22 protein-coding genes are annotated in these 19,553 nt (G+C 70.3%); 17 read left to right on the plus strand and 5 right to left on the minus strand.

Annotated elements, in window-relative coordinates; translation table 11 throughout:
* Nucleotides 1-28 precede the first annotated feature (28 nt).
* Complete coding sequence (locus ASG96_RS19585) at nt 29-913, plus strand: alpha/beta hydrolase (RefSeq protein ID WP_057589041.1); 885 nt, start codon at nt 29-31, stop codon at nt 911-913.
* Nucleotides 914-925: 12 nt separating this feature from the next.
* On the opposite strand, the gene ASG96_RS19590 is transcribed toward ASG96_RS19585, so the two are convergent.
* Nucleotides 926-1,330: a VOC family protein gene (locus tag ASG96_RS19590; RefSeq protein ID WP_057589042.1), complete on the minus strand. Its 405-nt coding sequence runs from the start codon at nt 1,328-1,330 to the stop codon at nt 926-928.
* Between the two features lie 46 nt (nt 1,331-1,376).
* On the opposite strand from ASG96_RS19590, the gene ASG96_RS24330 reads away from it, so the two are divergent.
* The 5 genes from ASG96_RS24330 (at nt 1,377) to ASG96_RS19610 (ending at nt 5,316) form a co-directional block, all read left to right on the plus strand.
* Nucleotides 1,377-2,369 carry a formate dehydrogenase gene (locus tag ASG96_RS24330; protein WP_057589043.1) on the plus strand — a complete coding sequence of 331 codons (993 nt, stop codon included), beginning with the start codon at nt 1,377-1,379 and terminating at the stop codon, nt 2,367-2,369.
* Entirely contained in the window at nt 2,366-2,488 is a 123-nt protein-coding gene (locus tag ASG96_RS24335) for a hypothetical protein (RefSeq protein WP_235509233.1), read from the plus strand. Before ASG96_RS24330 ends, ASG96_RS24335 begins: the two co-directional genes overlap by 4 nt.
* Before the next feature lie 139 nt (nt 2,489-2,627).
* Entirely contained in the window at nt 2,628-3,533 is a 906-nt protein-coding gene (locus ASG96_RS19600; protein ID WP_057589044.1) for an ROK family protein, read from the plus strand.
* Nucleotides 3,530-4,486 (plus strand): 1-phosphofructokinase family hexose kinase, encoded by a 957-nt coding sequence (locus ASG96_RS19605; protein ID WP_057589045.1) that lies wholly within the window; start codon nt 3,530-3,532, stop codon nt 4,484-4,486. Before ASG96_RS19600 ends, ASG96_RS19605 begins: the two co-directional genes overlap by 4 nt.
* A complete protein-coding gene (locus tag ASG96_RS19610; protein ID WP_057589046.1) occupies nt 4,483-5,316 on the plus strand; it encodes a class II fructose-bisphosphate aldolase in 834 nt (277 codons plus the stop codon). Before ASG96_RS19605 ends, ASG96_RS19610 begins: the two co-directional genes overlap by 4 nt.
* 170 nt (nt 5,317-5,486) lie before the next feature.
* Here the strand turns inward: ASG96_RS19610 and ASG96_RS19615 are convergent, their stop codons facing one another.
* Nucleotides 5,487-6,386 carry an SIS domain-containing protein gene (locus ASG96_RS19615; protein ID WP_057589047.1) on the minus strand — a complete coding sequence of 300 codons (900 nt, stop codon included), beginning with the start codon at nt 6,384-6,386 and terminating at the stop codon, nt 5,487-5,489.
* Between the two features lie 129 nt (nt 6,387-6,515).
* Between ASG96_RS19615 and ASG96_RS19620 the strand changes: the two genes are divergently transcribed.
* From ASG96_RS19620 to ASG96_RS19635, 4 genes are all read left to right on the plus strand, one after another.
* Nucleotides 6,516-7,316, plus strand: a complete 801-nt coding sequence (locus ASG96_RS19620) for a DeoR/GlpR family DNA-binding transcription regulator (protein ID WP_082588379.1) — start codon at nt 6,516-6,518, stop codon at nt 7,314-7,316.
* Nucleotides 7,317-7,480: 164 nt separating this feature from the next.
* Complete coding sequence (locus ASG96_RS19625; protein WP_235506328.1) at nt 7,481-8,746, plus strand: extracellular solute-binding protein; 1,266 nt, start codon at nt 7,481-7,483, stop codon at nt 8,744-8,746.
* Between the two features lie 14 nt (nt 8,747-8,760).
* A complete protein-coding gene (locus tag ASG96_RS19630; RefSeq protein ID WP_235509234.1) occupies nt 8,761-9,756 on the plus strand; it encodes a carbohydrate ABC transporter permease in 996 nt (331 codons plus the stop codon).
* Entirely contained in the window at nt 9,753-10,655 is a 903-nt protein-coding gene (locus tag ASG96_RS19635; protein ID WP_056749947.1) for a carbohydrate ABC transporter permease, read from the plus strand. Before ASG96_RS19630 ends, ASG96_RS19635 begins: the two co-directional genes overlap by 4 nt.
* Nucleotides 10,656-10,662: 7 nt before the next feature.
* Here the strand turns inward: ASG96_RS19635 and ASG96_RS19640 are convergent, their stop codons facing one another.
* Complete coding sequence (locus tag ASG96_RS19640) at nt 10,663-12,090, minus strand: hypothetical protein (protein ID WP_057589048.1); 1,428 nt, start codon at nt 12,088-12,090, stop codon at nt 10,663-10,665.
* Nucleotides 12,091-12,346: 256 nt separating this feature from the next.
* On the opposite strand from ASG96_RS19640, the gene ASG96_RS23675 reads away from it, so the two are divergent.
* Nucleotides 12,347-12,817, plus strand: a complete 471-nt coding sequence (locus tag ASG96_RS23675; RefSeq protein ID WP_057589049.1) for an SRPBCC family protein — start codon at nt 12,347-12,349, stop codon at nt 12,815-12,817.
* Between the two features lie 69 nt (nt 12,818-12,886).
* Here ASG96_RS23675 and ASG96_RS19650 read toward each other — a convergent pair whose 3' ends face one another.
* Together ASG96_RS19650 and ASG96_RS19655 are read right to left on the minus strand one after the other, a co-directional pair.
* Nucleotides 12,887-13,300: a cupin domain-containing protein gene (locus tag ASG96_RS19650; protein WP_056749940.1), complete on the minus strand. Its 414-nt coding sequence runs from the start codon at nt 13,298-13,300 to the stop codon at nt 12,887-12,889.
* A complete protein-coding gene (locus ASG96_RS19655) occupies nt 13,284-14,207 on the minus strand; it encodes a helix-turn-helix transcriptional regulator (RefSeq protein WP_057589050.1) in 924 nt (307 codons plus the stop codon). The genes ASG96_RS19650 and ASG96_RS19655 overlap by 17 nt, the downstream gene beginning before the upstream one ends.
* 171 nt (nt 14,208-14,378) lie before the next feature.
* On the opposite strand from ASG96_RS19655, the gene ASG96_RS19660 reads away from it, so the two are divergent.
* The 6 genes from ASG96_RS19660 to ASG96_RS24340 form a co-directional block, all read left to right on the plus strand.
* Nucleotides 14,379-15,401: a zinc-dependent alcohol dehydrogenase family protein gene (locus ASG96_RS19660; protein WP_057589051.1), complete on the plus strand. Its 1,023-nt coding sequence runs from the start codon at nt 14,379-14,381 to the stop codon at nt 15,399-15,401.
* 2 nt (nt 15,402-15,403) lie between these two features.
* On the plus strand, nt 15,404-15,955 hold the full coding sequence (locus tag ASG96_RS19665) for a cyclophilin-like fold protein (protein ID WP_235509235.1): 552 nt from the start codon (nt 15,404-15,406) through the stop codon (nt 15,953-15,955).
* On the plus strand, nt 15,952-16,536 hold the full coding sequence (locus ASG96_RS19670; protein WP_082591903.1) for a sugar O-acetyltransferase: 585 nt from the start codon (nt 15,952-15,954) through the stop codon (nt 16,534-16,536). Before ASG96_RS19665 ends, ASG96_RS19670 begins: the two co-directional genes overlap by 4 nt.
* A 246-nt stretch (nt 16,537-16,782) precedes the next feature.
* Nucleotides 16,783-17,367 (plus strand): DUF5067 domain-containing protein, encoded by a 585-nt coding sequence (locus tag ASG96_RS19675; protein WP_200962725.1) that lies wholly within the window; start codon nt 16,783-16,785, stop codon nt 17,365-17,367.
* A gap of 550 nt (nt 17,368-17,917) precedes the next feature.
* Nucleotides 17,918-18,580, plus strand: coding sequence for an HAD family hydrolase (locus ASG96_RS19680; RefSeq protein ID WP_057589054.1), 663 nt, complete (start codon nt 17,918-17,920; stop codon nt 18,578-18,580).
* 370 nt (nt 18,581-18,950) lie between these two features.
* Nucleotides 18,951-19,553, plus strand: a 603-nt coding sequence (locus ASG96_RS24340; protein WP_235509236.1) for a transposase, incomplete at its 3' end; no start/stop codon positions are given.

The following is a 19,553-nucleotide window of genomic DNA, read 5'->3' on the forward strand; positions in this document are numbered from 1 at the left end:
CCCGCCCCTCACTGCACGGGAGAACACCATGAGCTCTTCGCCGGCCGCCACCACCACCTCCGTCATCACCGCCACCGAGCGCGCCCAGGTCGAGGCCGCCAACGCGAGCGGTCACCAGCCCGTCGTCTTCGTGCACGGCCTGTGGCTGCTCCCCAGCAGCTGGGACGCCTGGCGCGAGCACTTCGAGTCCCTCGGCTACGCGACGCTCGCGCCCGGCTGGCCCGACGACCCCGAGACCGTCGAGGAGGCACGCGCCCACCCGGAGGTCTTCGCAGGCAAGACCGTCGGTCAGGTCACCGACCACGTCGCCGACGTCATCCGGCTGCTCGACCGGGCCCCGGTCGTCATCGGGCACTCCTTCGGCGGCCTCATCACGCAGAAGCTCGCCGGCCTCGGCCTCGCCCGGGCCTCCGTCGCCATCGACCCCGCGCCCTTCCGCGGGGTGCTTCCCCTGCCGGTGTCGGCCCTCCGTGCGAGCTCGCCCGTCCTGTCCAACCCGGCCAACTTCAACCGACACGTGTCACTGACCTTCGACCAGTACCGCTACGCCTTCGCCAACGCCGTGAGCGCCGACGAGGCCACCGACCTCTATCGCACGTATCCCGTTGCGGCGCCAGGACGCCCGCTCTTCCAGGCTGCCACGGCGAACGTCAACCCGCGCACCGAGGCGAGCGTCGACACGGCCAACCCCGACCGCGGCCCGCTGCTCGTCATCAGCGGCGAGAAGGACCACATCGTGCCCTGGGCCATCGCCCACGCGTCCTACAAGCGCCAGCAGAAGAACGCCGGGCCCACCGAGATCATCGAGATCCCGGGCCGCGGGCACTCGCTCGTCGTCGACAGCGGATGGCGCGAGGTCGCCGACACCGCAGCCGCCTTCCTCACCCGACACGGAGTGTCCCCGGACGCCTGAGGCCCCGCGCGGTCAGCCGATCCGGTAGGCCGCGGACGCGCGCGGACCCCGCTCCGCCTCCCCGCGCTCGATGCAGAACTCGTTGCCCTCGGGGTCGGTCAGCGTCACCCAGCCGGTGCCGTCCTCCTTGCGGTGGTCCCCGAGGATGGCGGCACCCGCGGCGAGGGCCCGCTCGACGGCCTCGTCGCGGGTGCCCACGTCGGGTGCGACGTCGAGGTGGACGCGGTTCTTCGCCGTCTTGCCCTCTGGCACCGGGATGAAGAGCAGCCCCATGCCGGGATTGGGGAAGGAGGGGGCAACGACCACCTCCGGGTCGTCGTCGTAGAAGACGTTCCAGCCGAGCAGGCCCGCCCAGAACGTCGCGAGGGAGCGCGAGTCGGCGCAGTCGAACGTGATGCTGTGGATTCCCAGTGCCATGAGCGCAGCGTCGTCCCGATCGCGTTCGGCCGCAAGCCGTTTGCGTATGCCGTGTGCCGCCGGCGCTCCGGTCACGTATGCCGCCCACCGCGGCTCCGGGACCGCCCTCCGTCTGCGGGAGGCCGGGCTGCGCGTGCTCCACGTGCCACCGCGCTACGTCTCGTCGGAGGAGTCGGCGATCATCTCGCTCGCGCAGGGTGGGCTCGCGCGTCCCATGACGAAGCGGCAGCCGTTCGTGCGCGGTGGTCGGGACTCCGAGGGTCGCCGGATCAGCCCGGCCGTCGTGCTCAACGCCGAGACGGTCTGGCGGCCGGCGCAGATCTCGCGCCTCGGCCCCGCCTGGTTCCGGTCGTTCGGCACGCCCGAGCAGCCCGGACCGCGGCTCGTCTCCGTCAGCACGCCGGCGGCCCGGGGCGTCGTCGTCGAGACGTCGGCCGGTGCTCCGCTCACCGACCTGCTCGACCTCGCCGGAGGTCTCGCCGCCGGTTCGCGCGTCGTTCTCGTCGGAGGCCTCGGCGGCACTTTCGTCGCCGTCGAGAACCTCTCCGGACTGCTGTGGTCCGACGCCGACCTCGCCCGGGTCGGGGCCCGCACCGGACCCGGCGTCGTCGAGGCGCTCGACCCGCGCGACTGCCCGCTCGAGTTCGTCGACCGCTGCCTCACCTGGGCTGCGGGCGAGTCGGCGGGACAGTGCGGCCCGTGCATGTTCGGACTGCCTGCCCTCGCCACCGACTGGCGCGCGCTGGCCGCGGGAGGGACCGGGCGGCATACGACCGCGTCCGCTCGCGGGTCGGGCTGCTGCCGGGGCGTGGCGCGTGCCGCTTCCCCGACGGGGTCGCGGGTTTCGCCGGGTCGGCGCTCCGCGTCCTCGCCGACCACCTCGAGCAGCACCGCGCCGGCCGGTGCGACGCCGCCGACCGTGCGGACGGTGACGACCACACGCGCCGCCGCCTCGGACTCGTCCGCGACCGGCACCTCGCCGTCGACCGCGTCGCGTGCAGCGGGCACGGGGTGTGCGCCCAGCTGCTGGCCGGGGTGACGCTGGACGAGTGGGGCTATCCGGTGGTCACCGACGACCGCGTCCAGGCCGGCGAGGGGCGCGACCTGGCCAACACAGCCGTGCGGTTGTGCCCGGCGCGGGCCCTCTACCTGCGCTGACGCTCGGGCTGCCACTTCGCGAGCGGCGCGCTGCCCGGGGTGGCAGGCTGGGCAACGTGCCCATCTGCCGGTCCATGTGTCCAAATGTGCTCGATCGAGTGTGCAATCGCGCATTAATGCTCATAGACTGCGCGTCGTGATGCGCGAAGCAGTGGTCGGGATCGACGTCGGCGGCACCCGGATCAAGTCGGCCCTCGTGACGCCCGACGGCCAGGTCCTCGCCGAGGCCGTGCGACCCACCCCCGAGAAGGTCGGCGACCAGCTCGGCGAGGTCGCCGCCAAGGCCGTCGTCGAGCTGACGGCCCGCGTCGGGGACGCGGTCGACCTGCTCGCGGTCGGCGTCGCGGTGCCCGGCCTCGTCGACGACCTGACCGGCATCGGCGTGTGGTCGGCCAACCTCGGCTGGCGCGACCTCGACCTGCGCGGCGGCATCGCGGCCCACGTCGACGTGCCCGTCGCGATCGGCCACGACGTGCGGTCCGGACTGCTCGCCGAGCACCGCCTCGGCGCCGCGCGCGAGGCAGACAACGTCCTCTTCGTGCCCCTCGGCACCGGCCTCGCCAGTGCCATCCTCTGCCGCGGCCAGCTCGTCACCGGGTCGCTCTGGACCGGCGAGATCGGCCACATCGTGGTCGTGCCCGACGGCCCGCTCTGCGCCTGTGGTCAGCGCGGGTGTCTCGAGGCCCTGTCGAGCGCGGGTGCGATCGGCCGCCGTTGGTCCGAGGCGACCGGCCTCGTCGGCGACGCCGAGGAGGTGGCCCGCCGCGCCGAGGCCGGTGAGCCCGAGGCCCGCCGCATCTGGCAGGAGGCCATCGACGCGCTCGCCATCATGGTCGCGCCCGTCGTCGCGGCCGCCGGCACCGAGCTCGTCCTCATCGGCGGTGGCCTCGTCCACGCCGGCGACACCCTGCTCGAGCCGCTGCGCACCGCGCTCACCGCCCGCCTCGGCGGTCGCGACGACGTCGCCGTCCGGGCCGCGGCGCTCGGCGACCGCGCCGGATCGCTCGGCGCCGCGACCATCGCCCTGGACCTCGTCGGTCGATGATCGTCACGTTCACGCCGAACCCGGCCCTCGACATCACGTACGCCGTCCCCCACGTCGCGCTCGGGGAGTCCCACCGCGTCGCGTCGGTGAGCGAGCGTGCCGGCGGCAAGGGGCTCAACGTCGCGGCGGTGCTGACGTCGATGGGCGGCCGGGCCGTCGCGGTCGCACCCGTCGGCGAGATGGACCTCGACCTCTTCGCCTCCGACCTCGGCGCCCGGCGGGTGCCGCACCGTCTCGTCCCCTCGCCGTGCCCGACCCGTCGGTCCGTGGCCGTCGTCGAGGCGAGCGGACGGGTGACCCTGCTCAACGAGCCCGGTATCGGCCAGTCGCAGCGGGTCTGGGACCGCATCGCCGACGAGATCGCGGCGCTGGCCCCGGACGCGTCGACGTTGACGGTGTCGGGCAGCTTCCCGCCGGGCACCGACCCCGACCTCGTGCGCCGGATGACCCGACTGGCCCACGAGTCCGGTCTGCGCGTCGTCCTCGACGTCAGCGGCGTCCACCTGTCGCGCGCGCTCGGCCTCGGCCCGGAGCTCGTCAAGCCCAACCGCGTCGAGGCCGCACAGACCCTGACCGGACTCGGACGCGGGGAGGTGCCGTCGGTCCCGGACGCGGCCCGGGCACTCGTGGCCGCCGGCGCTCACGCCGCCCTCATCAGCGACGGCACCAACGGCCTCGTCCTCGTCCATGAGGACGTCGCCCTGCGCGCCCACCTCCCGCGCCCGCTCTCGGGCAACCCGACCGGTGCCGGCGACGCCCTCACGGCCTCGCTCGCCGCCGACCTCGACGGCGACGGCGACCTCCCGCAGGGGGCGGAGGCCTGGGCCTCCGTGCTGCGTCGCGGGGTCGCGTGGTCGGCCGCCGCTGTGCTCCAGCCCGTCGCGGGCGCCGTCGACCCCGCCGACGTCGGCCGCCTGCTCCCCACCGTCGAGATCGAGGAGATCCGTCCGTGACCCGCTCCGCCCTGACGCCCCTGCTCGCCGAGGCGTCAGCCGCCGGCCGCGCCGTGGCGGCCTTCAACGTCATCCAGCTCGAGCACGCGGAGGCGTATGCCGCCGCGGCCGAGCGGGTCGGCCTGCCCGTCGTCATGCAGATCTCGGAGAACTGCGTGCGCTACCACGGTTCGCTCGCCCCGATCGCGGCAGCGACGCTCGCCATCGCGGACGCGTGTGCCCAGCCGGTCGTCGTGCACCTCGACCACGCCGAGGACGCCGCGCTCGTCGAGGAGGCGGTCCGGCTCGGCCTGACATCGGTGATGTTCGACGGCTCGACGCTCGCCGACGACGAGAACCGCGCCGTGACCCGTCGGGTCGTCGGGCTGTGCCGCGCCGCGGGGGTCAGCGTCGAGGCCGAGCTGGGCGAGGTCGGCGGCAAGGACGGCGTCCACGCGCCCGGCGTGCGCACCGACCCCGACGACGCGGCGCGCTTCGTCGCCGACACGGGCGTCGACGCCCTGGCCGTGGCCGTCGGCAGCAGCCACGCGATGACCGACCGCACCGCCGAGCTGGACACGGATCTCATTGCGGCACTGAGGGACTCGGTGCCGGTGCCGCTGGTGCTGCACGGCTCGTCCGGCGTGCCCGACGATGGTCTCGTCGCGGCAGTGCGGGCCGGCATGACCAAGGTCAACATCGCGACGCACCTCAACCAGGTGTTCACCCGCGCGATGACGGCGCGCCTCGAGGCGTCGCCGACGGTCGACACGAGGAAGTACCTCGGGGCGGCTCGTGACGCGGTCACCGACGAGGCCGCCCGCCTGATGGCCCTCCTGGCCCTCCGCTGACCCCTCCACCCGCCACCCGCTTCAACCGTCGAAAGGCCACGTGTTGCCCCGCCGCAACCGTCGAGAGGCCAGGTGTCGCCCACCTCTCCTGACGGGATGGGTGGGCCAGAGGTGGCCTCTCGACGGTCGGGGGTGGGCCCGAGGTGGCCTCTCGACGGTCGGGGGTCAGGTCAGGTGAGGACGATGCTGCGGGTGAGGTTGCGCGGGGCGTCGGGGTCGAGGCCGGCGGCGTCGGCCTTGCCGAGGCAGAGGCGGTGCAGGCGCACGAGGTCGGCGAGCGGGTCGATGTCACGGTGCTCGAAGTGGGCACCGGTCGCGCGCACCTGCTCGGGCAGCCCCTCGGGCACCTCGCCGAAGGCCCACACGGCCCGGCCCGGAGCCGCGATGCTGATCGGACCGTGGCGGTACTCCATGGCGGGGTAGGACTCGGACCAGAACTGGGCCGACTCGCGCAGCTTGAGCGCGGCCTCGTTGGCGATGCCGTTGGACCAGCCGCGACCGAGGAAGGTCACCTGCTCGGCCAGAGCGAGATGGCCGTATGCCGCCGAGGTGTCCTCGGCGAGGACGGCGCGGGCCTGCTCGGCCACCGGCCGCATGTCGTCGCCGAGCGAGGCGCGGAGCAGGGCCAGGGTCGTCGTGGCGAAGCGGGTCTGCACAACGCTCTGCTCGTCCACGTCGTCGAGCAGCACTGTCGCGTCGGAGCGCTCGGCCACCGGGGTGCCGGCCGTCGCGACGATCGACACGTGCGGCGTACCCGAGGCGCGCAGCTCCTCGACGACGGCCATGACCTCGCTCGTCGTGCCGGAGCGGCTGATGAGGACGACGCGGTCGTAGCCGCGCGCGAGCTGGTGCTCGGAGGCGGCATACGCGTCGGTGGGGCCCTGACCGAGCTCCTCGCGGCGGACGGCATACGCCTGTCCCATGAACCACGACGTGCCGCACCCGATCGTCGCGACCCGCTCGCCGGGGCGCGGGAGGTGCCGCGCCACGTCGTCGAGGCGCGTGACGACGCGCTCCCAGTCGTCCGGCTGCGTGGCGATCTCCTGGGCGAGGTGCGTGGTCTGCGGCATGGTGGCTCCCGACGGTTCGACGGTCACACGGCTGGGCCGTGGCGGTGGTGATTGTGTTTGCGCGAAACACAGCCTAAACGCGCAGAGATACACATGTCCATTGCTCGAACTGCGCGGTATCGTCAGCGCGTGACCGAAGAGAGCGATCTCGCCCGCAACCGCGCCAGCCGCTGGTCGATCATGCTCGACCGTCTCGCGACGACCGGCCGTCTGGGCGTCGGCGAGGCGGCCGAGCTGCTCGGCGTCAGCGAGGCCACCATCCGTCGTGACTTCTCCGAGCTCGCCAAGCGCCAGCTCGTGGCCCGCAACCACGGTGGGGTCGTCGCGACGTCCGTCGCCTACGAGCTGCCCTACCGCTACCGCAGCAGCATGGCCGACGACGACCGGACGCGAGTCGCCGAGGCGGCTGCCGCGCTCGTGCAGCCGGGCCAGGTCATCGGCCTCAACGGCGGCACCACGACCACCGCGACGTCGCGGGCCATCACGGCGCGCGAGGACCTCGCGGCCGACGGTGAGATCACCATCGTCACCAACGCCCTCAACATCGCGACCGAGGCGGTGCTGCGACCCCACGTCCAGTGCGTCTCGCTCGGCGGCGTCGCCCGGCCCGAGTCCTACGAGGTCACCGGACCGCTCGCGACGCTCGTGCTTCACCAGCTCTGGCTCGACGTCGCCATCGTCGGCGTCAACGGCCTCTCGGCGCGCGAGGGCGCGACCTGCCGCCACGAGGAGGAGGCCGCCATCATCCGCACGATGATCGAACGGTCGAAACAGGTCATCTGCGTCGCCACGGGTGACAAACTCGGGGTGCGCACCTTCGCGTCGATCTGTCCCGCCGGGCGGATCGACCATCTCGTCACTACCGTGGGAGCAGATCGCGACGAGGTCGAGGCGCTGCGCGAGGCCGGCGTCGTGATCCACCAGGTCTGACCGGGCTCGATGCCTCCCTGCGTGATTGTGATCGAATCGATGAACATTCAGTCAGAATTGCTCTTGCGAATGGCAAACACGCCCCTCTAGGTTGGCCTCACCGTGTGGCCGGGACGGCGCGTGATCACGCTGCCACCTCGCCCGACACCGAACCAAGGAGAGACATGAGGTCGACGAAGAAGTCTGTGGTCGTCGCGGGGTTGGCCATCGCAGGCCTCGCCCTCGGCGCCTGCGGCGGAGGAACCGGTGCCGGAACGGCGCCGGGAGGCACGGCCGGTGCCACCGGCGAGGAGGCCAAGACGATCAAGCTCGTGGCGGCCGAGTACTCCAAGGACCACACGAAGGCGTTCTGGGACGCCTTCGCCAAGACGTACAACGAGAAGACCGGCTACACGCTCGAGGTGCAGGTCGTCAGCTGGGACAACATCGACCAGCAGTCCTCGACGATGATCCAGAACAACCAGGCCCCCGACATCCTCAACCTCAACGCGTACGCCAGCTACGCCAAGGACGGCCTGCTCTACGACTCGGACGCGGTGCTCCCGGCGGTCGCGAAGGACGACATCCTCGACACGTTCGTCAAGTACGGCACCTACCAGGGCAAGTTCTACGGCTTCCCCGACCTCTCGTCGGCCCGTGCCTTCTTCTACAACAAGACGATCTTCAAGCAGGCCGGCATCACCGCGCCGCCGAAGACGTGGGCCGAGCTCGAGGCCGACGCCCAGAAGATCACCGCCCTCGGCGGCGGCAAGGTCGGCTACGCCCTTCCGCTCGGCCCCGAGGAGGCGCAGGGCGAGTTCTCGATGTGGATGTTCAACAACGGCGGCGACTGGAAGACCGACGGCAACTGGGTCATCAACTCGGACAAGAACGTCCAGACCCTCGACTTCCTCAAGAAGCTCGCCGACGAGAAGGTCACGCAGAACAACCCGGCTCGCACGAACCGTGCCGACGCCTTCGACCTCTTCAAGTCCGGCGCGGCCGGCATGGTCGTCGGATTCAGCCCCCTCGCTGCTGACCTCGACAAGGACAAGAAGGTCGACTACGGCGTCGCGCCGTTCCCGACGATGGACGGGTCCGAGAGCAAGACGCTCGGCGTCACCGACTACCTCATGGCCTTCAAGAAGCCGGGCAACGAGAAGGCGGTCAAGGCCTTCTACAACCTCTACTACACCCCTGACCAGGTCAACACCTTCATCAAGGCCGAGGGCTTCCTGCCGGTCACGGAGTCGGGCGTCAAGTACTTCTCCAACGAGAAGGCGCTCACCGTCTACCTCAACACCCTCCCGAACGCGAAGCTCACGCCGACCGACGACCCCGCCTGGGACAAGGTCAAGCTCGCCGTCCAGCAGAACCTCGGCGGGGCCATGAACGGCTCGCCGAAGGCCACCCTCGACGGCCTCCAGCGGACCGCCGAGAGCGTCGGCTGAGGCATCCGCCCCCGATGAGTGACAGCACCACCGTGACCCCCGACCCCGCCCCCGCGGCGGGGTCGGGGGACCAGCCCTCGCGTATGCCGTCCCGCACGCGCCGTCGTCGACGCGCCGGCCGCATCGGCCAGGTCCACCCGCTCGTCGCGCTGCTGTGGCTCGCGCCGGCGCTCGCCCTCATCCTCGGGGTCGTGCTCTACCCGGCGATCAAGCTCTTCGACGCATCGCGCGGCGAGTACTCCATCACGGGCCTGCGCAAGGGTGACGCCGGCTGGGACAACTACGTCAACGTGCTCCAGCACCCCGACCTCGGCACGGTGTTGCGCAACACGGTCGTGTGGGTCGTCGCGGTGGTGGCCATCACGATCGTCCTCAGCCTGGCCCTCGCCCAGTTCCTCGTGAAGAGCTTCCCGGGGCGACGGTTCGTCCGCTGGGCCGTCATCATCCCGTGGGCCGCGTCGCTCGTCATCACGAGCCAGCTCTTCGTCCTGCTCTACGACTACAACTACGGGATCATCAACCACGTCCTGCTGAGCCTGCACGTCATCGGCACGCCGATCGACTTCCTCGGCGACGACAGCTGGACGATGTTCTCGATGGTCGTCGTCGGCGTCTTCGTGTCGCTGCCGTTCACGATCTTCGTCTTCATCGCCGGTCTCGGCGCGATCCCGGACGACGTCATGGAGGCGGCGACCGTCGACGGCGCGAGCCCGTGGCAGCGCTACTGGAACATCACGCTCCCGCTCATGCGTCCCGCGCTCATGATCGCGACGGTGCTCAACGTCATCTACGTCTTCAACAGCTTCCCGATCATCTACACACTCAACGACCGCAACCCCGGCTACGCGCACGACACGACGATCACGTTCATGTACAAGCTGGCCTTCAAGAGCCAGGAGCACGACGTGGGCATGTCGGCGGCCGCGGGCATCTTCAACGTGCTGCTCATCCTCGTCGTCGTCGGCATCTACCTCAAGATCATCAACTGGCGAGAGGAGACGAGCCGATGACCTCGACCACGGTCTCTGCGCCGCCGTCTGCGGGCGCGCCCGCACCGCAGGGAGGCCCGACCGCGACGCCGCGGGATCCCAAGCGCCGCAAGCGGATCCTCATGGCGATCGGTGGCGCGCTCGTCGCGTTCGTCTTCGTCGCGCCCTATCTCGTCATGGTGCTCGACTCGCTGCGCACGAGCAGCGACGTCAAGAGCACGCCGCCGAGCTTTCTGCCGAAGGTCTGGCAGTGGGACACCTACGCCCAGATCCTCGGCGACGAGCGCTTCCTCAACTGGCTCAAGACCTCGCTCATCATCGCGACCGGCTCGACGGTGATCGTCATCCTCGTCGCGATCCCCGCGGCCTTCATGACGGCCCGGCACCGCTTCCCCGGTCGGGGCCTCTTCCTGCTCGTCGTGCTCGTGACGCAGATGTTCGCGCCCACCTCGCTCGTCGTCGGCCTCTACCGGCAGTTCTTCGAGCTCAACATGATCAACACCTACGGCGCGCTCATCCTCACCAACGCGGCGTTCAACCTAGCCTTCGCGATCTGGATCCTGCACGGCTTCTTCTCCTCCATCCCGCTCGAGGTCGAGGAGGCCGCCGCGCTCGACGGGGCGAGCCGCTGGCAGATCCTGCGCCGGGTGATGCTCCCACTGACGCTGCCGGGGCTCGTCACGGCGACGATCTTCACCTTCATCGCCGCGTGGAACGAGTACGTCGTGGCCCTGACCCTGATGATCGACGACGACAAGAAGCCCCTGACGGTCGGCATGCGTGCCTACATCACCGGCTACGAGCAGCACTGGGACCAGCTCTTCGCGGCGTCGGTCATCGCCGTCGTGCCGGTCGTCATCCTCTTCGCGATCATCGAGAAGCACCTCGTCGGCGGCCTCACGGCCGGTTCCGTGAAGTAGTCGGCACTCAAAGCCGGTCGGGAGGGGGCGGGACGACGACGCCGACCACCGTCCCGAGGTCGACGACCGGCGCCCCTGCGGCCGCGATGCGTGCGCACTCCGCGGGGGTACACCACCGCGGCACCACGCCGTCCTGGGCGGCACGCACCATCATCCGAACGGTGCCGGCCGTGATCCGGCCCCTCGTCGTGTTCTGCTCCTTCTTCGGCTGATAGAGCACCACCTGCGGTCGCAGTCCGTCGGATCGCGGCTGCGTGGCCTGCTCCACGAGGGCGGAGTACTCGCGCCGGCTGCCTTGGTGTTCACCGACGTCGGAGCGCCAGGTGAGGACACCGACCACGGTCAGGACGGCCAGGCACGCGACGCCGACCCGTCGCGATCGCGCCGAACCGGCCAGCAGCAGCACCGCGGGCAGGACGATCGCCAGCCACGCCCAGAGCTCACCGCGCGGGTCGGTGTCGATTCCGGTCACGAGAGTCTGCGCGGAGTCGAGGCCGATGACGACCGCGATGGCGAACCACAACCGCACCAGCGCGGGACGGAGCCGAAGGTCGAGGTAGGCGACCGCGGAGGCCGCGACGGCCACGAGACCGCCGGCCCAGACGATGGCCGAGAGTCGGTAGAGGGCGCGCACCGCGCGAAGGGTGTTCACCTTGGCGTCGTAGAGGCTCACCAGAGGGTTCGGGTGCCGCCAGGCGGCGATGCGAAGCCCGAAGTGGTCGAACGCGGCCTTGTTGAGGGCGTACATGACGGCGACGCCGACCGCGTAGGACACGATGAAGCCGATCGCCAGAAGGACGAGCTCTCGCCACGGTCGCACCCCCACGTGCACCACGGCACAGACGAAGAGCACGACCCCGACGGGAGGGTAGCTCAGCACCGACAGGACGGTGACGACGAGCAGCCACGTCCCCAACCGCAACCGGCTGCTGGCCACGTGCGGCAGCGTCCATACCCCGGTGGCAGCGACGAGCATCGACGGGGTCAGTGTTCCCGGCCAGTAGAAGAGGCGCACCCAGATGACCGAGACGAAGAGGGTCAGGCCCAGGAGCGCGTCGACCGCCCAGTGAAGACGCGGGAGCCGCAGCCGCAGCAGGCGCCACAGACCCGCGACGAAGACGACGTATGCCGCCACGTACGTCAGAGAGGCCGACGTCGCCGTGCTGTGCTGGCCGACGACATACCACCACGCCGAGTTCAGCCACCGTCCCTCGTTGAGGTTCTTGGCCACGACCCCGGCCGCGGTGGGCGTGTCCGGAGGCAGCAGGTAGGGCCAGTCGTCGCGGCGGATGAACGGCGCGATGGCCTGGGACACCGCGTCGGTCAGCACGAGTGCGAGGACGAGCACCGCTGTGACGACGAGCCACCGGGGCGGAGGCCAGCCCGGGCGGGCGGTGCGTGCGGTGCCGGTGGCTACCGCGGTCGGTGCCGTCATGGTGCGGACCCGTTCACGGGAGGGAGGAGCGGTGCCTCCACGGTACGCAGGCTCGGGGCGCGAACCGGGCGTCTTCGTGGTCTGCCCAGCGACTTCCCAGCAGACTCCCCGTCGCGGCGCCGGCCGGCGACCCTGCTCGGCAGCCGCCGCGGAGCCGGGGATGTGTGGTCGTCCGCGCCCTTCGCGACGATGCGTGCGGATCACCCCTGACCTGCCTAGGCTCCGGAGTGGTTGCCGCACCGAGCGAGGAGGCGTCATGGCTGCGAGCGTGCTTCGGTTCGAAGCGCAGACGGTGATCCGTCGGTCGGCGAGTGAGGTGTTCGAGCGGCTGGCCGACCTGCCCGGCTATCGGCAGTGGATGCACCGTGACGGTGTGTTCGGTGGCACCGAGCTGACATCGGCGCTGCCGGTGCGGTCCGGCACGACGTACGTGGACCGTACGCGGATGGGTCGCTTCGTCGGGGAGGTGACCGAGCACGTGCCGTCGACGCGCCTCGCGTTCAGCGAGACGTTCAGTATGTTCGGCCACCCGCTGACGCAGGCGCGTCCGAGCTACGTGCTCGAGGTCGACGGCGACTCCACGGTCGTCCACCACACCGCCGAGGCAGAGCTCTACGGCTTCGCTCGCGTGTTCAAGCCCGTCGCGGCGCGGATGGTGACGCGGGAGCGGTCACACACCCTTGCCTCCCTCAAGCGCTCCTTCGAGCCCTCTCCCGAGACCGAGTAGCCGGTCGCCTCCGCGGGCCTGGCTGCTTTCCTTTCGGGGCGGCCGGTGTCGGCGGCAGGTCTGGGTCGGTCAGTCGGAGAGGGAGGGGGCGGCGGCATACTCCTCGTCGGAGACGGGGGTCAGCCAGTGCACGACGTCGTGGTCCGCGTCTCCTTCGTTGATGGCGACGTGCACCATGAGCCGGGTGGGCGCTGCGCCGTGCCAGTGGTCCTCGTCGGCCTCGAAGAGGACGCGGTCGCCGGGACGGATGACCTCGATCGGTCCGCCGCGGCGCTGGCAGAGGCCGACGCCCTCGGTAACGAAGACGGTCTGGCTCAAGGGGTGGCGGTGCCAGTGGGTGCGGGCTCCGGGCATGAAGTGCACGAGGTTGGCCGAGACGCGCGACGGGCTGGGCGCGGCGGCGACCGCGTCGATGTAGACGTCGCCGGTGAACCAGTCGCTCGGGCCCTTGACGGTGTCGACGGAGCTACGGGTGATCTGCATGGGTTTCCTTCTGACTGTTGGGGATCGCGGTGTCGGTGGTCGCGGTGGGGCTCGCGGCGTCGGCGGCCCAGGAGGCGAGCAGCTGGAGGCGCTCGGCCGAGGGCGAGCCGGGCTCGGCGGTGTAGACCATGAGGACGAGGCCGGGCTCGGCCGTGATGGCGAGCTCCTCGTAGGCGAGGGTCAGCTCGCCGACGACGGGGTGGGTGAAGCGCTTGGTGCCAGTGCCGTGGGTGCGCACGTCGTGGGCGCTCCAGAGGCGGCGGAAGACCTCGCTCTGCGTGGAGAGCTCGCCGACGAGGTCCTGCAGGCCACGGTCGTGCGGGTCGCGGCCGGCCTCGGTGCGCATGATGCCGACGCACATCCCGGCGAAGAGCTCCCAGTCCGGGTAGAAGTCGTGCGAGGCCGGGTCGAGGAACTGGAAGCGGGCGAGGTTCGGCAGGCGGCCGCCCTCGCCGATGACGGGCGAGTAGAAGGCGCGGCCGAGCGCGTTGGTGGCGAGCAGGTTCTGGTGGGGGTCGCGCACGAAGGCGACGGCGTCACGGATCGACTCGAGGGCCCACTGCAGGCTGGGCCGGGACGCAGGCTTGCCGGCCGCGCGTCGGCGCGGACGCCCGGACGTGGGTATGCCGTCCGCTGCCCTCGCGAGGTCGAGCAGATGGGCGCGTTCGGTGTCGTCGAGCTGCAGGGCGCGAGCGACCGCGTCGAGGACGCCGGCCGAGGCGCCGGCGATCTGGCCGCGCTCGAGCCGGGCGTAGTACTCGACGCTGAGCCCGGCGATGGTCGCGACCTCGCTGCGGCGCAGGCCGGGCACGCGGCGGCCGCGGCTGACGGGCAGGCCGACCTGGTCGGGGGTGATGCGGGCGCGACGGGTCATGAGGAACTCGCGCACCTCTTGGCGGTTGTCCACGCCTTCGAGACTAGGCCGCGTCGACGGGTGGGCCGAGCCGTGAGAGGTGCCCTGTCAGTACGTGCCTCGACAGGGACTTCCTCGAGCTCTCGCCGGCGGCTTCACTCGTGTGGTGGGCCGTTGGCCCGGCGGGCGTCTGCCCGCGAGAAGCGAGCTGAAGGAGTTCACGCGATGCGTGGAGTTGTCATGTACGGACCCGGCGACGTGCGGGTGGAGGAGCGCGAGGACTCGAGGATCATCGAGCCGACGGACGCGATCGTCCGCCTCACGGCGACGTGCATCTGCGGCAGCGACCTGTGGCCCTACCGCGGCGTCGAGCCGGTCGACCACACCCTCATGGGGCACGAGTACGTCGGGGTCGTCGAGGAGGTCGGCTCGGACGTGAGCACTGTCAAGGTGGGCGACTTCGTCGTGGGGTCGTTCGTCATCTCAGACAACACCTGCGAGATCTGCCGGTCCGGATTCCAGTCCAAGTGCGTCCACGCCGAGTTCGTCCACGGCGGGATCGGCACCCAGGCGGAGCGGGCTCGCATCCCGCACGCCGACGGCACGCTCGTGGCGACGCCGGGTCAGCCGGACGAGGACCTCATCCCGTCGCTCCTCGCCGCCTCGGACGTGCTCGGCACCGGCTGGTTCGCCGCCGACGCTGCTCAGGCAGGTCCCGGCAAGACCGTCGCGGTCGTCGGGGACGGAGCCGTCGGGCTGATGGCGATCCTCGCGGCCAAGCAGCTCGGCGCCGACCGGATCATCGCCATGTCGCGCCACCCGGAGCGCCAGAAGCTCGCGCGCCACTACGGCGCGACCGACGTCGTCGAGGAGCGCGGCGAGGTCGGGGTCGCCAAGATCAAGGAGCTGACCGGCGGCCTGGGCGCCCACTCCGTCGTCGAGGCCGTCGGCACCCAGGAGTCGTTCATGCAGGCCGTCGGTGCGACCCGTGGTGGTGGACACCTCGGCTACGTCGGCGTCAACCACGACGTGCAGATCCCCGGCATCGAGCTGTTCTTCGCCGGCATCCACACGCTCGGTGGGCCGGCTCCGGTGCGACGCTACCTGCCCGAGCTCATCCAGCTCATCTGGGACCGCAAGATCGACCCCGGCAAGGTCTTCGACCTCACCCTGCCTCTCTCGGAGGCTGCCGCCGGCTACGAGGCGATGGACGAGCGCCGGGCGACCAAGGTGCTGCTGACCCTGTGAGCGTGGCGTTGCAGTCGAGCAGGACGCACCGGGCGATGGCGGCCCTCGGGCTGACGACGGTCTTGACCGCGGGCTGTGGTTCGGCGGTCGAGGCCGTCGACGCCCGGGAGGCGCCCGGCCGCTCGCAGACCATCCCGACCGCCACGACACGGCATACGACATCCGTTTCCGCTCAGTCGACCGACCTCGAGGAGGACCAGATGAAGATCGTGATCACGTTGGGAGAGAGGCGCTTCGGTGCTGTGCTGACCGACAGCGCGGCGTCGCGTGACCTGCTGCGACAGCTGCCGGTGACCGTCGACATGATCGACCACGGCGGGGTGGAGAAGACCGGAGCGCTGCCGTCACCGCTCTCGCTCGACGGGCAGCCCGATGGTGCGGACCCGGACGTGGGGGACGTCGGCTACTACGCCCCCGGCAACGACCTCGTCCTCTACTACGGCGACCAGTCCTACTACCCCGGCATCGTCGTCCTCGGTCGTCTGGACGAGGGCGCCGCTGCGCAGATCGCCGACCAGCGCGGTCCCGTCACGGCGACCGTCGAGGCGAGGTGAACGCGGTGACGCTGGAGGAGTTCCTCGACCACGTGAACAGTAGGCGCCTCATCGAGGGCGGGTCGGAGGCGCACGCGTTCATGCACGAGGCGTCGCAGGAGGCGCTGCGGACGCTCGCGGAGCTGAACGGCGACTACCGCTCGCCGGACGAGGTGCGGGCGCTGCTGTCCCGGCTGACCGGTCGGGAGGTGGCTGCGTCGGTCACGGTCTTCCCGCCGTTCTACTCCGAGTTCGGCAAGAACCTCGCGCTCGGCGAGGGCGTCTTCATCAACATGGGCTGCCGCTTCCAGGACACCGGCGGCATCAGCATCGGCGACGGGACGCTGATCGGCCACGGCAGCACGCTGACGACGCTCAACCACTCGATGGACCCGGCCCGGCGCGCCGACATGGAGCCGGCGCCGGTGAGGATCGGTCGCAACGTGTGGCTGGGAGCAGGCGTCACGGTCGTGCCCGGCGTGACCATCGGCGACGGTGCCGTGATCGGCGCCGGAGCGGTCGTGACCAAGGACGTCCCCGCCGACACCATCGTCGCGGGAGTCCCGGCACGAGTCATCCGTCCGACCGGATTTGCTGGCTGAAGCTGTCGTCGGCAACCGAGGTGTAGGGCTGCTGTCGAATGAGAGCGGGCATTGCCAGGGTCCTGGCTGTCAGCGAAACACGTCACCGAGGTCCGTCAATCCCGACCATTTGTCCGATACCTTGACGCCGGCGCGACCCCGGCTGACACAAGTTCCTGCGGCCGCTGGGTCGGACCGCCCACTCATAGCCTCACTTCGTGGGGCGTAACGGCTGCTCTCCGAGCAGCAGGGAATCAGGGGTTATACGTGAAGAAGTCGCTTTTGCTTGCGTGTTCGTTCGCCTCGTTCGCTCTTGTGCTCAGTGGGTGTGGCGGAAGTGCGAGTACAGATAGCAGCGCACCGGGCGCCGTCTCGACGAGCATGGTCGAGAGTTCGAGTCGTGGTGGTTCGTCTCCCACGAGCGATGCTGCTGAAGCTGACGCCTCATTCAAGGACGGCGTGCTCACGACCCCAGATATCCGCATCGAGATCACGAAGCACAAGCTCATCCCGGTCGGGAAGAAGGGAAACGAGTACGGCGAAAAGCCAGTGATCGCGTTCTGGTACAAGACGACGAATGTCAGTGGCCAAAAGGTCGACCCGACGACCGGCATCCTGCTGACGATCAGGGCCTACCAGGACAACAACCCGAATGCGGAGAACGAGCTCCAAGTCGGTTCTCTACCCGACGACAAGTACTTGGACACTCAAACGGAGGAGATCAAGAAGGGCGGCACGGTCGAAAATGCGGTTGCGTTCGAGCTTGACGACGTCAAGACGCCTGTCGACCTCGTGGCGTCAACCGATCTCGGCACGACTGAGATCGGCAAGGTCACGTACCAGTTGAAGTGATCGGCGCCTGGCTCGATTTGGTGCTCGCCGCGGGGGTCGGAATCTTCCCTCATCCGAGCGCGTCCAACGGCTGATCCGTATGCGGTGAACCGCGTCAGTCTCAGGCGACGACGCTGTCCAAGCGGGTCGCGGCAGACATTCCTGTTCACTTGGCCTCCATGAAGGCGTTTGCAGCACGCGATAGAGGGCATGTTGGGGATTATGCGTCTGCGGGATCACAACAAGGGGGACCTCGCCCTGACGGCACTGACGCTGGTCGTCGCCGCGGCGGCAGCTGCCAGCGAAGCAGCCCGCTGGGCAGCTCGCCGCCATCGTCGACGACAACCCTCCGCGCAGTCGATGCGTCCCACGACGAAGTAGGCCGGCAGCCCTGAGCCGACGGCACCATCGAAAACGGCCTTCCGCGGCCAAGTGCGCCGGTGCTACCCGTTGAATACGTACGCGCACGGCATGCGGGCGCAAACCACCCGCCTTCCAGTCGGCGATGTGACGCATCTGGGACCGCGGTCGCGAGGCTGGTAGCGGCTGCCTCGCGGGGTATGAAGGTGCCATGGCGGATACGGCGATCTTCGATGTCGACGGCACTCTCGTGGACACCAACTACCAGCATGCCCTGGCGTGGTTCCGCGCCCTGCGCCGCTATGACATCACCCGGCCGATGTGGCGCATCCACCGCGGCATCGGGATGGGTGGGGACCAGTTCGTCTCGGCGGTCGCCGGACGGCAGGCCGAGGAGGCGCACGGGGACGACCTGCGCGAGGCGTGGGCGGAGGAGTTCGACGAGCTGATCGGCGAGATCCAGCCTTTCGAGGGCGCGCACGAGCTGCTGGCCGAGGTCAAGGAGCGCGGCTTCCGGCTCGTGCTTGCCAGCTCGGGCAAGTCCCAGCACGTCGAGGCCTTCCTCGACCTCATCGACGGCAAGTCCCTGGCCGATGCCTGGACGACCTCGGACGATGTGGAGAAGAGCAAGCCCGAGCCGGACATCGTGGCGGCGGCGCTGGCCAAGGTCGAGGGCGCCGGCGCCATCATGGTGGGCGACTCGATCTACGACGCCCAGGCGGCGGCCAAGCTCAGCATTCCGACCCTCGGGGTCCGCACGGGCGGCTTCTCCGTCGGTGAGCTGCAGGAGGCCGGCGTCCTGCAGGTCTTCGACTCGCTGGTGGCCTTCCGTTACGCCCTGGATGGCACCCCGTTGGCTCGCGCCAGCCGCTGAGCGTGGCAGGTGGGCCCGTTCCCGGCCCTGCGCCGTCAACCGCCCGGGCCAAGACCGCATCTGGCTTGCCTGCGCCTCTGGACGCAGCATGGGAGAACGCGCCAGAAGGCCATGCAGAGCATCGACGAAGCACCACACGCGGCTACTAGACGATTGTCGGTAGGGCCGGTGTCTGGCCAGACTCGGTTCAGGTGATCGGCGGGCAGCTCTCTATGCGGCTGCCCACCAGCGTCACCGGTGTGGCTCTCTATCGGTCTGCGGCCTGCCGGTCACCGTGACGAGGCGTGGCTCAAGAAGGGACTGCCCTGCTCGTAGTAGCACTGCCCACCTCGCCGTCCACATCGGCACGAGCACAGGTGGGAGCACGAGCATGGAACGCATCATCATCGGGGTCGATCCCCACAAGCTGTCGGCGACGATCGAGGTCGTGGACGACCGTGAGCGCCGGCTCGGTCACGGCCGGTTCACCACCGACAAGGCTGGCTACACCGCGATGCTGACGTACGCGAAGGCGTGGCCGGCGCGGACCTGGGCGGTCGAAGGGGCGAACGGGGTCGGTCGTCCGCTGGCCCAGCGGCTGCTCGAGGCTGGCGAAGATGTCGTCGATGTCCCGGCGAAGCTCGCCGCGCGGGTTCGGCTGTTCGACACCGGCCATAACCGCAAGACCGATGCCCATGACGCGCACTCGATCGCGATGGTCGCGGTGCGCACCCAGGGCTTGCGGGTGCTGCGGGCGGACGGGGAGCTCGAGGCGCTGCGGATGCTGGTCGACCGCCGGGAGGCACTCAGCAGGCGGCGGGTGCAAACCGTGGACCGGCTCCAGGCTTTGTTGGCGGAACTGCTTCCGGGACAAGCGAAGAAGGACATCACCACCGGGCAGGCCAAGGCGATGCTCGCCTCGGTCCGCCCGCGCGACATCGCCGGCAGGACCCGGCGCCGGATCGCGGCCGAGGAGCTCGCCGAGCTGATCGCG

Origin of the sequence: Terrabacter sp. Soil810 (genome assembly GCF_001429645.1) — a bacterium.
Classification (GTDB): Bacteria; Actinomycetota; Actinomycetes; order Actinomycetales; family Dermatophilaceae; genus Terrabacter.

Coding starts and splice junctions, on each gene's coding strand:
- ASG96_RS19585 (WP_057589041.1), top strand. CDS start 29: ATGAGCTCTTCGCCGGCCGCCACCACCACCTCCGTCATCACCGCCACC.
- ASG96_RS19640 (WP_057589048.1), bottom strand. CDS start 12,090: ATGACGGCACCGACCGCGGTAGCCACCGGCACCGCACGCACCGCCCGC.
- ASG96_RS19660 (WP_057589051.1), top strand. CDS start 14,379: ATGCGTGGAGTTGTCATGTACGGACCCGGCGACGTGCGGGTGGAGGAG.
- ASG96_RS24330 (WP_057589043.1), top strand. CDS start 1,377: ATGCCGTGTGCCGCCGGCGCTCCGGTCACGTATGCCGCCCACCGCGGC.
- ASG96_RS19650 (WP_056749940.1), bottom strand. CDS start 13,300: ATGCAGATCACCCGTAGCTCCGTCGACACCGTCAAGGGCCCGAGCGAC.
- ASG96_RS19605 (WP_057589045.1), top strand. CDS start 3,530: ATGATCGTCACGTTCACGCCGAACCCGGCCCTCGACATCACGTACGCC.
- ASG96_RS23675 (WP_057589049.1), top strand. CDS start 12,347: ATGGCTGCGAGCGTGCTTCGGTTCGAAGCGCAGACGGTGATCCGTCGG.
- ASG96_RS19615 (WP_057589047.1), bottom strand. CDS start 6,386: ATGCCGCAGACCACGCACCTCGCCCAGGAGATCGCCACGCAGCCGGAC.
- ASG96_RS19680 (WP_057589054.1), top strand. CDS start 17,918: ATGGCGGATACGGCGATCTTCGATGTCGACGGCACTCTCGTGGACACC.
- ASG96_RS19590 (WP_057589042.1), bottom strand. CDS start 1,330: ATGGCACTGGGAATCCACAGCATCACGTTCGACTGCGCCGACTCGCGC.
- ASG96_RS19635 (WP_056749947.1), top strand. CDS start 9,753: ATGACCTCGACCACGGTCTCTGCGCCGCCGTCTGCGGGCGCGCCCGCA.
- ASG96_RS19600 (WP_057589044.1), top strand. CDS start 2,628: ATGCGCGAAGCAGTGGTCGGGATCGACGTCGGCGGCACCCGGATCAAG.
- ASG96_RS19630 (WP_235509234.1), top strand. CDS start 8,761: ATGAGTGACAGCACCACCGTGACCCCCGACCCCGCCCCCGCGGCGGGG.
- ASG96_RS19625 (WP_235506328.1), top strand. CDS start 7,481: ATGAGGTCGACGAAGAAGTCTGTGGTCGTCGCGGGGTTGGCCATCGCA.